This window comes from Citrobacter sp. Colony219, assembly GCF_019382635.1.
Classification (GTDB): Bacteria; Pseudomonadota; Gammaproteobacteria; order Enterobacterales; family Enterobacteriaceae; genus Citrobacter; species Citrobacter youngae.
The window spans coordinates 3,437,381-3,450,990 of record NZ_CP080033.1 but is presented as its reverse complement, the minus strand read 5'-3'; the positions used below and the strand labels follow the sequence as shown (position 1 = coordinate 3,450,990).

The 13,610-nt window shown below is 53.9% G+C and carries 15 protein-coding genes; 10 read left to right on the top strand and 5 right to left on the bottom strand.

All coding sequences use genetic code 11. From position 1 onward, the window contains the following. The first annotated feature begins 28 nt into the window (after positions 1–28). Genes prmB through JTI85_RS15555 form a run of 6 tightly spaced genes read left to right on the top strand, consistent with a single transcriptional unit; the run spans position 29 to position 4,581 of the window. Complete coding sequence (gene prmB, locus JTI85_RS15580) at positions 29–961, top strand: 50S ribosomal protein L3 N(5)-glutamine methyltransferase (protein ID WP_043017082.1); 933 nt, start codon at positions 29–31, stop codon at positions 959–961. Positions 962–1,000: 39 nt separating this feature from the next. Next, positions 1,001–2,086 (top strand): chorismate synthase, encoded by a 1,086-nt coding sequence (aroC, locus tag JTI85_RS15575; RefSeq protein WP_048211043.1) that lies wholly within the window; start codon positions 1,001–1,003, stop codon positions 2,084–2,086. A 2-nt stretch (positions 2,087–2,088) separates the two neighbouring features. After that, the gene (mepA, locus tag JTI85_RS15570) at positions 2,089–2,913 is read left to right on the top strand and encodes a penicillin-insensitive murein endopeptidase (protein ID WP_219351713.1); all 825 of its coding nucleotides are present in this window, start codon (positions 2,089–2,091) and stop codon (positions 2,911–2,913) included. Next, on the top strand, positions 2,913–3,722 hold the full coding sequence (locus JTI85_RS15565) for a sulfite exporter TauE/SafE family protein (RefSeq protein ID WP_048211044.1): 810 nt from the start codon (positions 2,913–2,915) through the stop codon (positions 3,720–3,722). The genes mepA and JTI85_RS15565 overlap by 1 nt, the downstream gene beginning before the upstream one ends. Continuing rightward, positions 3,722–4,270 carry an elongation factor P hydroxylase gene (locus tag JTI85_RS15560; protein WP_005129723.1) on the top strand — a complete coding sequence of 183 codons (549 nt, stop codon included), beginning with the start codon at positions 3,722–3,724 and terminating at the stop codon, positions 4,268–4,270. The genes JTI85_RS15565 and JTI85_RS15560 overlap by 1 nt, the downstream gene beginning before the upstream one ends. A gap of 32 nt (positions 4,271–4,302) precedes the next feature. Beyond that, positions 4,303–4,581, top strand: coding sequence for a YfcL family protein (locus JTI85_RS15555; protein WP_172742500.1), 279 nt, complete (start codon positions 4,303–4,305; stop codon positions 4,579–4,581). Positions 4,582–4,701: 120 nt separating this feature from the next. Here the strand turns inward: JTI85_RS15555 and mnmC are convergent, their stop codons facing one another. After that, the gene (mnmC, locus tag JTI85_RS15550; RefSeq protein ID WP_219351712.1) at positions 4,702–6,702 is read right to left on the bottom strand and encodes a bifunctional tRNA (5-methylaminomethyl-2-thiouridine)(34)-methyltransferase MnmD/FAD-dependent 5-carboxymethylaminomethyl-2-thiouridine(34) oxidoreductase MnmC; all 2,001 of its coding nucleotides are present in this window, start codon (positions 6,700–6,702) and stop codon (positions 4,702–4,704) included. A 159-nt stretch (positions 6,703–6,861) separates the two neighbouring features. On the opposite strand from mnmC, the gene fabB reads away from it, so the two are divergent. Then, entirely contained in the window at positions 6,862–8,082 is a 1,221-nt protein-coding gene (gene fabB / locus JTI85_RS15545) for a beta-ketoacyl-ACP synthase I (protein ID WP_199953920.1), read from the top strand. 47 nt (positions 8,083–8,129) lie between these two features. On the opposite strand, the gene JTI85_RS15540 is transcribed toward fabB, so the two are convergent. The 3 genes from JTI85_RS15540 to JTI85_RS15530 form a co-directional block, all read right to left on the bottom strand. Beyond that, the gene (locus tag JTI85_RS15540) at positions 8,130–8,648 is read right to left on the bottom strand and encodes a YbjP/YqhG family protein (protein ID WP_086523400.1); all 519 of its coding nucleotides are present in this window, start codon (positions 8,646–8,648) and stop codon (positions 8,130–8,132) included. Further along, positions 8,648–9,016 (bottom strand): hypothetical protein, encoded by a 369-nt coding sequence (locus tag JTI85_RS15535; protein WP_048211048.1) that lies wholly within the window; start codon positions 9,014–9,016, stop codon positions 8,648–8,650. Before JTI85_RS15535 ends, JTI85_RS15540 begins: the two co-directional genes overlap by 1 nt. A gap of 163 nt (positions 9,017–9,179) precedes the next feature. Further along, positions 9,180–9,425: a helix-turn-helix domain-containing protein gene (locus tag JTI85_RS15530; RefSeq protein WP_048211049.1), complete on the bottom strand. Its 246-nt coding sequence runs from the start codon at positions 9,423–9,425 to the stop codon at positions 9,180–9,182. Between the two features lie 171 nt (positions 9,426–9,596). Between JTI85_RS15530 and JTI85_RS15525 the strand changes: the two genes are divergently transcribed. Together JTI85_RS15525 and JTI85_RS15520 are read left to right on the top strand one after the other, a co-directional pair. Next, positions 9,597–9,971, top strand: a complete 375-nt coding sequence (locus tag JTI85_RS15525) for a hypothetical protein (protein ID WP_048212552.1) — start codon at positions 9,597–9,599, stop codon at positions 9,969–9,971. A gap of 179 nt (positions 9,972–10,150) precedes the next feature. Continuing rightward, positions 10,151–11,329 carry an MFS transporter gene (locus JTI85_RS15520; RefSeq protein ID WP_219351710.1) on the top strand — a complete coding sequence of 393 codons (1,179 nt, stop codon included), beginning with the start codon at positions 10,151–10,153 and terminating at the stop codon, positions 11,327–11,329. Here JTI85_RS15520 and flk read toward each other — a convergent pair. Next, the gene (gene flk / locus JTI85_RS15515; RefSeq protein ID WP_219352587.1) at positions 11,326–12,333 is read right to left on the bottom strand and encodes a flagella biosynthesis regulator Flk; all 1,008 of its coding nucleotides are present in this window, start codon (positions 12,331–12,333) and stop codon (positions 11,326–11,328) included. The genes JTI85_RS15520 and flk overlap by 4 nt on opposite strands. A 108-nt stretch (positions 12,334–12,441) precedes the next feature. On the opposite strand from flk, the gene pdxB reads away from it, so the two are divergent. After that, positions 12,442–13,578, top strand: a complete 1,137-nt coding sequence (pdxB, locus tag JTI85_RS15510; RefSeq protein ID WP_219351708.1) for a 4-phosphoerythronate dehydrogenase PdxB — start codon at positions 12,442–12,444, stop codon at positions 13,576–13,578. Positions 13,579–13,610: the final 32 nt, after the last annotated feature.

Below are 13,610 nucleotides of genomic sequence, written 5' to 3'. Positions count from 1 at the left end.
TTAATACGAGCATGCCCTGGAGAAATACGTGGATAAAATTTTCGTCGATGAAGCCGTGAGTGAACTGCATACCATTCAGGACATGTTGCGTTGGGCGGTCAGCCGTTTTAGCGCGGCGAATATCTGGTATGGCCATGGCACGGATAACCCATGGGACGAGGCCGTACAACTGGTGCTGCCGTCGCTTTATTTGCCGCTGGATATCCCAGAAGATATGCGTACCGCGCGTCTGACCTCCAGCGAGCGCCATCGTATTGTTGAACGCGTGATTCGCCGCGTCAACGAGCGCATTCCGGTGGCTTATCTGACCAACAAAGCCTGGTTCTGCGGGCATGAATTTTATGTTGATGAACGCGTGCTGGTTCCACGTTCACCGATCGGCGAGCTTATCAATAACCGCTTTGCGGGCCTGATTAATGAGCAGCCGCAGCATATCCTCGATATGTGTACCGGCAGCGGCTGTATTGCCATTGCCTGCGCGTATGCCTTCCCGGAAGCCGAAGTCGATGCGGTGGACATTTCCACTGATGCGCTGGCGGTGACCGAGCACAACATTGAAGAGCACGGCCTGATCCATCATGTTACGCCGATCCGCTCCGATCTGTTCCGCGATCTGCTGAAAGTCCAGTATGACCTGATAGTGACCAATCCGCCGTATGTCGATGCAGAAGATATGTCCGATCTGCCAAACGAATATCGCCATGAGCCTGAGCTGGGCCTGGCCTCCGGTAGCGATGGGCTGAAACTTACCCGCCGCATTCTGGGTAACGCCCCGGACTACCTGTCAGATAACGGTATTCTGATTTGTGAAGTCGGAAACAGCATGGTACATCTGATAGAGCAATATCCGGATGTACCGTTCACCTGGCTGGAGTTCGATAACGGCGGTGACGGCGTATTCATGCTGACCAAAGAGCAGTTGATCGCCGCTCGTGAGCACTTCAGCATTTACAAAGACTAAATACACGCGCACATACACAACACGCATAACGGAGCCGTGATGGCAGGAAATACAATTGGGCAACTCTTTCGCGTAACCACCTTCGGCGAATCACACGGGCTGGCGCTCGGTTGTATTGTCGATGGTGTTCCGCCGGGCATTTCTCTGACAGAAGCTGACCTGCAGCACGATCTCGACAGACGTCGTCCTGGCACTTCGCGTTACACTACGCAGCGCCGCGAGCCGGATCAGGTGAAAATCCTCTCCGGCGTATTCGAGGGCGTTACTACCGGCACCAGCATTGGCCTGCTAATCGAAAATACCGATCAACGTTCACAGGATTATGGCGCGATCAAGGATGTTTTCCGTCCAGGACACGCCGACTATACCTATGAGCAGAAATATGGCCTGCGCGATTACCGTGGCGGCGGACGTTCATCCGCACGTGAAACGGCGATGCGCGTTGCGGCTGGCGCGATTGCCAAAAAATATCTGGCGGAAAAATTCGGCGTCGAAATTCGCGGTTGCCTGACGCAGATGGGTGATATTCCGCTGGAGATCAAGGACTGGTCTCAGGTCGAATTGAATCCCTTCTTTTGCCCGGACCCGGATAAAATTGAAGCACTGGATGAACTGATGCGCGGGCTGAAGAAAGAGGGCGACTCCATCGGGGCGAAAGTAACCGTTGTTGCAAGCGGCGTACCTGCGGGTCTCGGCGAACCTGTATTCGACCGTCTGGATGCCGACATCGCCCATGCGCTGATGAGCATTAATGCCGTTAAGGGCGTTGAGATTGGCGACGGATTTGACGTTGTAGCGCTGCGCGGCAGTCAGAACCGCGATGAAATCACCAAAGACGGTTTTCAGAGCAACCATGCGGGCGGCATTTTGGGCGGGATCAGCAGCGGGCAACAAATTATTGCCCATATGGCGCTGAAACCGACGTCCAGTATTACCGTACCAGGGCGCACCATTAATCGCTTTGGTGAAGAAGTCGACATGATCACTAAAGGTCGTCACGATCCGTGCGTTGGGATCCGCGCAGTGCCGATCGCTGAAGCAATGCTGGCGATCGTGTTGATGGATCACTTGCTGCGTCAGCGGGCGCAAAATGCGGATGTGAAGACCGATATTCCACGCTGGTAAAAATGAAAAAAACGGCACTTGCGGCGCTGGCTCTGTTTGCCAGTACCGCCTGTCTGGCGGCGACGCCCTGGCAGAAAATTACCCATCCGGTTGCGGGCAGCGCGCAGTCTATCGGCGCGTTTTCCAATGGCTGTATAGTTGGCGCAGAGACGCTGCCTGTACAGTCAGAACACTATCAGGTAATGCGCACCGATCAGCGTCGTTACTTTGGCCATCCGGATCTGGTGAGGTTTATCCAGCGTCTGAGTAATCAGGCTAATAGTCAGGGGCTGGGCACGGTGTTAATCGGCGATATGGGTATGCCGGCCGGTGGGCGATTTAATGGCGGTCATGCCAGTCACCAGACCGGGCTGGATGTGGATATTTTCCTGCAGCTGCCGAAAACGCGCTGGACCCAGTCACAACTGCTGCGGCCACAGGCGTTAGATCTGGTCTCGCAGGATGGTAAACGTGTTGTACCGTCCCTGTGGAAGCCGGAGATTTTCAGCCTGGTAAGGCTGGCTGCAAAAGATAATGAAGTAACGCGTATTTTCGTGAATCCGGCGATTAAGAAGCAACTTTGTCTGGATGCAGGAACCGACAGGGACTGGTTGCGTAAAGTGCGGCCATGGTTCCAGCACCGTGCGCATATGCACGTCCGGTTACGTTGCCCTGCCGACAGCCTTGAGTGCGAAGATCAACCGTTACCGCCACCGGGTGACGGCTGCGGCGCGGAGCTGCAAAGCTGGTTCGAACCTCCGAAACCTGGAACCACCAAGCCTGAGAAGAAGACACCGCCGCCGTTGCCGCCTTCCTGCCAGGCGCTACTGGACGAGCATGTACTCTAATGGATCATTTTGCCTCTCTGTTTATGGTGACGCCACTGCTGTTAGGTGTGCTTTTTTTTGTGGCGATGCTGGCAGGTTTTATTGATTCTCTGGCCGGAGGCGGTGGTTTACTCACCATCCCGGCATTGATGGCGGCTGGGATGCCACCTGCGCAAGCTCTGGCCACCAATAAATTGCAGGCCTGCGGGGGATCTATCTCTTCCTCCCTCTATTTCATTCGCCGGGGAGTGGTTAACCTGGCAGATCAGAAGCTCAATATCTTCATGACCTTTATTGGGTCAATGAGCGGCGCGCTGCTGGTTCAGCATGTGCAGTCAGACATTTTGCGCCAGATCCTGCCGGTTCTGGTTATCTGTATTGGCCTTTACTTTCTGTTAATGCCGAAAGTAGGGGAAGAGGACCGGCAGCGTCGATTGCACGGGCTGCCTTTCGCGCTGGTGGCCGGAGGCTGCGTCGGTTTTTACGATGGCTTTTTTGGCCCGGCAGCGGGGTCGTTCTACGCGCTGGCCTTTGTCATGCTGTGCGGCTACAACCTGGCGAAATCGACGGCCCACGCCAAAGTATTAAATGCCACATCGAATATCGGTGGGCTGCTGTTGTTTGCCCTCGGCGGTAAAGTGATTTGGGCGACCGGATTTGTGATGCTTATTGGCCAGTTTATTGGCGCACGGATGGGCTCACGGCTGGTACTCAGCAAAGGACAAAAACTCATTCGGCCAATGATCGTTATTGTCTCCGCCGTGATGAGCGCCAAGCTACTTTATGATAATCATGGACAGGAGATTCTCCACTGGCTGGGGATGAACTAATGAATAATACCCATCACTACGAACAGTTAATTGAGATTTTTAACGGCTGCTTTGCCGATGAATTTAATACCCGTCTGATTAAAGGCGACGACGAACCGATCTATCTTCCTGCGGATGCGGAATTACCGTATCACCGTATCGTTTTTGCGCATGGCTATTACGCCAGTGCGTTACACGAAATTTCACACTGGTGTATTGCGGGAAAGGCGCGTCGTGAACTGGTCGACTTCGGTTACTGGTACTGTCCGGACGGACGCGACGCGAAGACGCAATGCCAGTTTGAAGATGTAGAAGTGAAGCCGCAGGCGTTTGACTGGCTGTTTTGCATGGCGGCGGGCTACCCGTTTAACGTCAGTTGCGACAACCTGGAAGGGGACTTTGAACCGGATCGCGTGGTATTCCAGCGCCGTGTTCATGCTCAGGTGATGGAGTATCTGGACAAGGGGATCCCTGAACGCCCGGCGCGTTTCATTAACGCGTTACAGAATTATTATCACACGCCTGAACTTAAGGCGGAACAATTCCCGTGGCCCGAAGCGCTCAACTGACGCCGCTGCCACGTTTACAATGAGGAAAGAAGATGATCGCGGAGTTTGAATCACGCATTCTGGCATTAATCGACGATATGGTAGAGCACGCCAGCGATGATGAGTTGTTTGCCAGTGGTTATTTGCGTGGACACCTGACGCTGGCCGTTGCTGAGCTGGATGCTGGCGAGGACCATTCGGCTGAGGCATTGTACGCCAATGTGACCAGCAGTCTGGAGAAAGCCATCAGCGCGGGCGAACTCTCGCCGCGTGACCAGGCGTTAGTGAAAGAGATGTGGGACGCCTTGTTCCTGAAGGCGACAAAACAATAAGTACAGTAGCGTGTGCCGGATGGCGACACTGAGGTGTCTTATCCGGCCCACGTGGGCGGGTGTTTGTAGGCCTGATAAGCGTAGCGCCATCAGGCAATGATCGGCTGACACCCTATCCTTTTATTTCACCGTTTTACCCTTCAATAACTTCCGTACCCACAGACGATTCGGATTCAGCGCCGCCAGCGTGCTGGCATCCATTGGGATCGGTTCATCACTCATTTGCGCGGCCAGAATTTCTGCACATAGCGGGGCAGAACATAACCCACGTGACCCCAGCGCGCCAAACATGAACAAATCCGGGTATACCGGTGCGCTTAAAGCATGCTCTTTGTCTTCGGCAAGCGTGGCGTACTGGCTGAGTGTGGCGTTATAGTCCGGCACATTACCGACCATCGGCATGTGATCGCGCGTGGCGCAGCGCACTCCACAACGTGCGGCATTGCCACTAACGTCTACTTCTTTTGCCCACGCGGCATTCGGGAAACAATCTATTAAGCGCTGACGGTTTTGCTGCTGATCGTCAGCACGATACACCGTTTCTTCACTTCCGCGATGATAACTGGCGCCAATGCAGTGCTGCTGATTTTCCGGGTTTTGCGGGGTAAGGTAGCCGTCGTAGCACAGAACCTGACGCAGTGCGGAAAGCGCAGGCGTCGTGGGAATGTGGCTCACCTGACCGCCAACAGAATACACCGGTAGTGACTGAGTCTGTTCAAAACGGTGAATACAATGCCCATTCGCCAGAACCACGACCTCATGTGTTGCCGCTTCCCCGCTGGCGAACTGCAACTGCCAGCTATCGGTTTGATGAGCAAGTGAGGTCAGTGTGTGTTGGTAGTAAGTACGTAACCCAAGCTTTGTCGCATACTTGAGGACGGCAGTGGTAAGCTGCGCCGGACACAGCCATCCGCCGGCCGGGTACTGGATGCCATCACATTCGGTCACTACGCCTGTTGTTTGCAAAATTTGATCGGCGTCCACGCCGACGGCGAGCGCTTCGGGCAGTTCAAGGGACAACATCTGGGCGATTTTTTGCTGGCTTTTTTCGTCCCATGCGAGTTGTGTTACGCCGCACCAGTCATGCGCGAACTCAACGGGGAGGGTGTCATACAGTCGACGGGCGAAGGTAAACGCGGTGGGGAAAAAGAGATTAATAGCCGCGTCATGCTTGCTGAGTAACGGATAGAGCGCGCCCTGGCGATTACCGGATGCGCCCAGCGCAGGCTTATCGTCCGCGCAATAGAGTGTGACCTGCCAGCCTCTACGCAGTAGCGCCAGAGACAGCAATGCGCTGGCAATACCGCCGCCAATAATGGCGGCTTCGCGCTTCTCAGTTCCCGTACGTGCAAACCAGGGGGCTGAGGAAGGCAGCGCCTGAGTTTGTTCCATTACGCCACAGAGCATTTCACGTTTGCGACCAAAACCTTTGCATTTTTGCATCGTAAATCCGGCTTCCTGCAATCCCCGGCGTACAAAACCAGCCGAAGTGAAGGTCGCCAGCGTACCGCCTGGTCGGGCCAGTCTGGCCATGGCGTTAAAGAGTGTTGGCGTCCACATATCCGGATTTTTGGCTGGGGCGAAGCCGTCCAGGAACCAGGCATCAACCTGTTGGTTCAGAGACTCGTCCAGCTTACTGGTGAGTTCGTTGATGTCGCCGAACCACAGATCCAGAGTAACCCGCCCCTCATCAAGCACTAGACGATGGCAACCCGCCAGCGGCAGTGGCCACTGTGCCTGGAGTTGCTCTGCCCACGACGCCAGTTCCGGCCAGCGCTGATGCGCTAGTGTCAGATCCTCACGCGTCAGCGGAAATTTTTCAAAACTGATGAAATGTAATCTTTCCAGGGTAGCGTCAGGGTGTGCGTTGCGAAAGGTGGCGAATACCTGCCAGACCGTGAGGAAGTTTAGCCCGGTACCAAAGCCACTTTCTGCCACCACGAACACCGGGCGTGGGTGCACAGGAAAACGTTCGGCGAGGTGGTTGCCGCCAAGGAAGACGTAACGTGTCTCTTCCAGCCCGTTATCATTGGAAAAATAGACATCGTCAAAATCTCGGGAAACAGGTGTACCCTCAGCGTTGAATTCAAGGTTGGCAGGTTGTATAGCGTATTGTTTCACGTAAGTTACTCGTCTGACAGGCTGTGCCCCGATCTTAACGAGGAGTGCCTGGCTGCGCAAATTTCCACACAAAATGGCTGATCGGACTTGTTCGGCGTACAAGTGTACGCTATTGTGCCACTCGAAACTTTAAAATAGTGCGACTTACAGAGGTATTGAATGAAACGTGCAGTGATTACTGGCTTGGGCATCGTTTCCAGCATCGGTAATAACCAGCAGGAAGTCCTGGCATCTCTGCGTGAAGGACGTTCAGGGATCACTTTCTCTCAGGAGCTGAAGGACTCCGGCATGCGTAGCCACGTTTGGGGCAACGTAAAACTGGATACCACTGGCCTCATTGACCGCAAAGTAGTGCGCTTTATGAGCGACGCATCCATCTATGCTTTCCTTTCTATGGAGCAGGCAGTGGCTGATGCCGGCCTGGCTGCAGAAGATTACCAGAACAATCCGCGCGTTGGCCTGATTGCAGGTTCCGGCGGCGGCTCCCCGCGTTTTCAGGTATTCGGCGCTGACGCAATGCGTAGCCCGCGTGGTCTGAAAGCGGTTGGCCCGTATGTGGTCACCAAAGCGATGGCGTCCGGCGTTTCTGCCTGCCTCGCAACGCCGTTCAAAATCCACGGCGTCAACTACTCCATCAGCTCCGCCTGTGCAACTTCTGCACACTGTATCGGCAACGCTGTTGAACAAATTCAGTTGGGCAAGCAGGACATCGTTTTTGCTGGCGGCGGCGAAGAGTTGTGCTGGGAAATGGCATGCGAGTTCGACGCAATGGGCGCGCTGTCTACCAAATATAACGATAACCCGTCTCAAGCTTCCCGTACTTATGATGCACACCGTGACGGTTTTGTTATCGCAGGCGGCGGCGGTATGGTGGTGGTCGAAGAGCTGGAACACGCTCTGGCCCGTGGCGCGCACATCTATGCGGAAATCGTCGGTTACGGCGCAACGTCCGATGGCGCAGACATGGTTGCTCCGTCTGGCGAAGGCGCAGTACGTTGCATGCAGATGGCGATGTACGGCGTAGACACGCCGATCGACTACCTGAACTCCCACGGTACTTCTACTCCGGTAGGCGACGTGAAGGAACTGGGCGCAATCCGCGAAGTCTTTGGCGATAACAGCCCGGCCATTTCTGCAACCAAAGCCATGACCGGTCACTCACTGGGTGCGGCTGGCGTTCAGGAAGCTATCTACTCTCTGCTGATGCTGGAACACGGTTTTATCGCGCCGAGCATCAACATTGAAGAGCTGGACGAGCAGGCTGCAGGTCTGAACATCGTGACTAAACCGACCGAGCAAGCGTTGACGACTGTTATGTCTAACAGCTTCGGTTTTGGCGGCACCAACGCCACGCTGGTTATGCGTAAGCTGAAAGCATAAGTCTCGGCTAATGCAGTACACGAAAGGGAGCCGTCAGGCTCCCTTTTTTACTTATTCATCTTTTCGTACTCCGGTGCGATCTCCGCAGACCAAGCTTTCGCACGGGTAATATCCCCGGTACTGTAGATGGGCTGTTCATAACGATCGCTAATATCGCGAACGCGATAAATTTTCCAGCGCCTGTCTTCCCAACGCGTATATACCTCCAACAGCATGGGGACTTCACCTGTCGGCCCACCTAATTGTACTTCCACCTTTTCGCCACCGAGAAAAGGTTGAGCCGGTCCAACCCGTAACAGCGGGATCCACTCCGGGTCGTAATCCTGTACGTACATAAAGTAGTCCGAGTCCAGAATTTCCTGCTCATAAAGGCCGTCAATCAGCGCCAGACGATTGATAACGTCTTTCGCCACATAGCGTTGCATGAGTGCGGATGTATCCCGCTCTTGTGTGTAGGCGGACATCCACGCGAGATAGAATTGTTTTACATCCCGGGAGCTATCGTGGCGCGGTGTAGAGCAGCCGCAAAGTAACAGCACCAGAGCAATCAACGAGAATGCTTTCATTACTGCTTCCTGTAAATAGTGTATGACGGTTTTGCCGCCCGATAGCCAGGTCCGGCCCACATATCGCGTTGTCTAAAATCGGAGTACCACGCCTGACCGTCAAATATCGCCATATGCCCGCTTGGGTTTCCTCCTTCATAAGGCTGAATGATGACGACATCGCCTTCCCGGGGTTGTTCAAATGTGCCGATAGGGCTGAAACCGGCACTTTTTAGCATGGGGCCATAATCTTTAGCATGATAAGTATGCCCAAGAGTGATACCTCCTGCCTGAATGGCTTTGCGGGTAAATTCCGCGCAGCGTCCTTGAGAATGTGAACTCGCGTGTGATTTAGCGTAATTAACTGCTGTTGTTTTATTCCAGCTCATCATGACTCCTGTTAATGAAATATGTAATAAGTTCGTGTATTGCTTTAACAGGATTTAATCTGATGGGAATAGCCGATAGTGCTATTAATATCATAAATATATTTAATTGAGATATTAATCAATTTGCTGGGTAAATTCTTGAAGATATATTTATAATTGATGATTATTCTTTGTAACGGCTTTTTTTTGCTGATTTTGAGAGATAACGTGACGGCCAAATCACGTCCGGCGTGGTTTCCAGCGCCTGTGCGATGATCTGTTCTGCTCGGGGCCAGTTGCGGGTAAATACATTACGCAGCGAGTCAGGAGATAAACCTGCCGAACGTGACAACTCTCTGAGTGTAATACCTCTTTTTTCCAGTGCACTTTTAATATCTGCACGATGCCAGTCTTGGCTTTTTTGTTCCATTCTGTAATCCTAAGAAGATGTGTTATCGGCACCGATATTTTTCAGGTTATAAATTAGAAAGACAAAAGAACGTTACTTTCTTTTTGTCGTAGGAATATTGCCAGAATTAATTTGAAATTTCGCGAAAAAGAAAAAATATTTTTATTTCATCAGCAGAAAGGAAAGAAACTGATGGTAAAAGAGTGGTTCACGGTCAAGGAGTGTCTTGAATTACCGGGGTTTCCTGGAAGCGCACCCGCTGTACGCCTGCGCTTAAATACCTACAGTGAAGGGAAAGAGGGCGTTAAGCGCAAGCGAGCGAAATCTAAGGCCGAGGAATTTCATATTTCTGTGTTCCCACTGTATGTACGCTCGTATCTGAATGAAAATGAGAAAACAGAAGCACCAGATTGCAACATCGTGCAGGAAGCAGGACCCAAAGAGATTTGGGATATGATGTTCCTGCTCCTGACGCCGCAGCAGCGTGAACAGGTAACCGGGCGGTTCAGAACGAAAGGCGTTGAAGCGGTATTTCCCTTTTTGTTCGTAGAGAAGTCATCGCTTTGAAACGCACTGCTATGCTTTCACAGTTGACAGCCAGGGCCACTCGCAGGCAGACTCCAGCTTCAACATTATCCTCTTGATAATGCGTAAGCGTTTAACGTTATCCAACGCACCTTAATCCTGATAGTCAGGTAGAGGGGGCGTGGACATTCCTCGCCTTACTCTGCATTTTGGAGTAACGCATGACAGCTGTAACCCAACAAGAAAAAACACCTTCGGCGAATTTTTCGCTGTTTCGTATCGCTTTTGCGGTTTTCCTGACCTATATGACGGTCGGTTTACCTTTGCCCGTCATTCCTCTGTTTGTGCACCAGGAGCTGGGCTATGGCAACACCATGGTCGGTATCGCCGTTGGCGTACAGTTTCTGGCAACGGTATTAACGCGCGGCTACGCCGGGCGCTTAGCCGATCAATATGGTGCTAAACGTTCGGCGCTACAGGGGATGTTTGCCTGTGCGCTGGCGGGCGCGGCGTGGCTGTTAGCCGCGCTATTGCCCGTTTCCGTTCCGGTGAAGTTTGCGTTGTTGATTGTCGGGCGCTTGATCCTTGGTTTTGGCGAAAGCCAGTTGCTCACCGGAACGCTGACCTGGGGGCTGGGGCTGGTTGGGCCAACGCGTTCCGGCAAGGTGATGTCGTGGAACGGGATGGCGATTTACGGCGCGCTGGCCGCGGGGGCGCCGCTGGGGCTTTTGATCCACAGCCACTTTGGCTTTGCGGCGCTGGCAGGAACCACGATGGTATTACCGCTGCTGGCATGGGCATTCAATGGCACCGTGCGCAAAGTGCCTGCACATGCAGGAGAGCGTCCTTCGTTATGGAGCGTGGTAGGGCTTATCTGGAAACCGGGCCTGGGCCTGGCGCTGCAGGGCGTTGGCTTTGCGGTGATCGGTACATTTATTTCACTCTATTTTGTCAGCAACGGCTGGACGATGGCGGGGTTCACCCTGACCGCATTTGGCGGGGCGTTTGTGCTGATGCGCATTCTGTTTGGCTGGATGCCGGACCGGTTCGGCGGCGTGAAGGTTGCCGTTGTCTCTTTGCTGGTGGAAACCGCGGGTCTGATTTTGCTGTGGCAGGCGCCATCGGCCTGGATTGCACTGCTGGGAGCGGCATTAACCGGGGCCGGGTGTTCGCTTATCTTCCCGGCCTTGGGCGTCGAGGTCGTGAAGCGAGTGCCTGCCCAGGTTCGTGGTACGGCTCTCGGCGGTTACGCCGCGTTTCAGGATATCTCCTACGGCATAAGCGGTCCTGTTGCCGGGATTCTGGCCACTGCATACGGTTACTCCTCGGTATTCCTTGCCGGGGCGATTTCCGCGGTGGTGGGCATGTTCGTGACGCTGCTGACTCTGCGAAAAGGTTAAGCAAGCAACCAGAACAGGGCTAATGCGATCAGCAAGGCGACAAACATCAGCCCCGGTCGTGCCGACAGTGTTTTTACCGTTTCAATCACTGGTGCGAACGGGCTGAAAATGGGTTGAAGATGACGCGGATCGTTTAATTCCTGCTCCCGGTCACGTTCCACGCGGCGCAGGAAGATTTGATTGAGCAAGTCCAGCACCTGCACCGTGGTCAGAATCGATTGTGGTTGGATCTGATACGTCTGCTGTGCGTACTCTTTTATTGCCGTTAGCTCATTTGGCTCCAGCGGCAGTTTTAGCGCCGCCTGTAACGTTTGCAGCGTCGGCGCATTTTGCTGGCTGAGGGTCTGACGCGCCTGCAGCCATGTCACCAGATGCGTAAATTGTTTGGCGGGGATCAGCTCGCCGCTTTTTACGCCAGACAGCTCCAGCATCGACTGCCAGATCATTTTCCCCGACTCTCCCGTGGCGGCCGCCAGCTTAGTGACCAACTGATTCAGCGTATTGTGCTCGGCGGGTAATAAAGGGCGATCGGTTGCCGGCCGCTGTTGTGGCTGCGGTATTGAAAGCTGCCCTTGCTGCAATAGCGTGAGCACGTTCTTCAACTGCTCTGGCGTGAGCTGGCTGAGCGCTGTCTGCCCGTACTGTTGACGGATGAAATCACTCACCGCCTGGCGATTATTTCCCTGACTCAGTAATTCAGTGAGCTGCGACAGAACCTGACGGTTAGCATGATTCTGCTGAGCAACCCCCAGACGCTGATTCAGGTTTTGTTCTGCTGCGGGGAAGTGACGTGACTGCAGCGGTGTATCGTTTTTAACGCCCAAATCGTGCTTCATTCCAGCCCACACCTCAGCGCTTTGCTGTTGGGTAAGCGAAATCAAACGGGTAATCAGTCGTTCCAGTACGGTACGTTGTTGCGTGGATAACGGTTGTTCACCCGCAGCGGAAGGGGCATTTTGGCCTTCGCCGGGAGGGCGTGCGGGCGTACCTGAAATGGGCTGCATCATCTCTGTTCCTTAAATCTGTGCTGACCAGGTCTCGCAGTATGCCTGGCGGCGAGATTATGGCACACTTGCCCGGTTAACTCTCGTTCTCAAACAGGTGCGAAAGACGTGAAAATCCTCGTTGATGAAAATATGCCCTATGCCCGCGAACTGTTCAGTCGTTTGGGGGAGGTCAAAGCGGTTCCCGGTCGTCCGATTCCCGTTGCTGAACTGGATGATGCGGATGCTTTAATGGTGCGTTCGGTGACGAAAGTAAATGAATCACTGCTTGGCGGAAAACCGGTTAAATTTGTCGGTACGGCAACCGCTGGTACAGACCATGTGGATGACGCCTGGCTTGCACAGGCGGGGATCGGTTTTTCCGCCGCGCCCGGTTGTAACGCGATAGCGGTCGTAGAATATGTTTTTTCAGCGTTGCTGATACTGGCGGAGCGTGACGGGTTTGCGTTACGCGATCGCACCGTAGGCATTGTGGGCGTGGGCAACGTGGGCGGGCGTTTGCAGGCGCGCCTGGAAGCGCTGGGGATCCGCACCTTGCTGTGTGATCCACCGCGTGCCGATCGGGGCGACGAGGGCGATTTCCGCTCGCTGGACGAACTGGTAGAGCAAGCTGATGTGCTGACTTTCCATACGCCGCTGTTCAAAGATGGACCCTACAAAACGCTGCATCTGGCGGATGAGGCGCTGATTAGCCGTCTGAAACCGGGCACCATTCTGATTAATGCCTGCCGCGGACCGGTCGTGGATAATTCCGCCTTACTGAACCGACTCAACGCCGGGCAGCCGCTGAGCGTTGTGCTGGATGTCTGGGAAGGAGAGCCGGATCTCAGCGTGGCATTGCTGGAGAAAGCCGATATCGGCACGGCGCACATTGCTGGCTATACCCTCGAAGGAAAAGCGCGTGGGACAACGCAGGTCTTTGAGGCCTATAGTAAGTTTATTGGTCACGAGCAGCACGTTGCGCTCAGTACCCTGTTACCCGCACCGGAATTTGGTCGTATCACCCTGCATGGCCCGTTAGATCAGCCAACGCTGAAAAGGTTGGTTCATTTAGTGTATGATGTGCGCCGCGACGATGCGCCACTGCGTAAAGTCGCTGGAATTCCGGGTGAATTTGATAAACTGCGCAAGAATTATCTTGAGCGCCGTGAATGGTCGTCTTTATATGTGATGTGTGACGACGCAGCCGCTGCTGCCCTGCTGTGTAAGCTGGGTTTTAACGCCGTTCATCACCCGGCACATTAATGTCTTCTTAATGCTCCCTGTCGAATAATGCG

What these genes read in the sequence shown, in the direction of transcription:
- JTI85_RS15565 (WP_048211044.1), top strand. Translation starts at nt 2,913, where the DNA reads ATGGATCATTTTGCCTCTCTGTTTATGGTGACGCCACTGCTGTTAGGT.
- JTI85_RS15520 (WP_219351710.1), top strand. Translation starts at nt 10,151, where the DNA reads ATGACAGCTGTAACCCAACAAGAAAAAACACCTTCGGCGAATTTTTCG.
- JTI85_RS15530 (WP_048211049.1), bottom strand. Translation starts at nt 9,425, where the DNA reads ATGGAACAAAAAAGCCAAGACTGGCATCGTGCAGATATTAAAAGTGCA.
- JTI85_RS15555 (WP_172742500.1), top strand. Translation starts at nt 4,303, where the DNA reads ATGATCGCGGAGTTTGAATCACGCATTCTGGCATTAATCGACGATATG.
- flk (WP_219352587.1), bottom strand. Translation starts at nt 12,333, where the DNA reads ATGCAGCCCATTTCAGGTACGCCCGCACGCCCTCCCGGCGAAGGCCAA.
- mepA (WP_219351713.1), top strand. Translation starts at nt 2,089, where the DNA reads ATGAAAAAAACGGCACTTGCGGCGCTGGCTCTGTTTGCCAGTACCGCC.
- JTI85_RS15535 (WP_048211048.1), bottom strand. Translation starts at nt 9,016, where the DNA reads ATGAGCTGGAATAAAACAACAGCAGTTAATTACGCTAAATCACACGCG.
- JTI85_RS15540 (WP_086523400.1), bottom strand. Translation starts at nt 8,648, where the DNA reads ATGAAAGCATTCTCGTTGATTGCTCTGGTGCTGTTACTTTGCGGCTGC.
- fabB (WP_199953920.1), top strand. Translation starts at nt 6,862, where the DNA reads ATGAAACGTGCAGTGATTACTGGCTTGGGCATCGTTTCCAGCATCGGT.
- aroC (WP_048211043.1), top strand. Translation starts at nt 1,001, where the DNA reads ATGGCAGGAAATACAATTGGGCAACTCTTTCGCGTAACCACCTTCGGC.
- JTI85_RS15560 (WP_005129723.1), top strand. Translation starts at nt 3,722, where the DNA reads ATGAATAATACCCATCACTACGAACAGTTAATTGAGATTTTTAACGGC.
- JTI85_RS15525 (WP_048212552.1), top strand. Translation starts at nt 9,597, where the DNA reads ATGGTAAAAGAGTGGTTCACGGTCAAGGAGTGTCTTGAATTACCGGGG.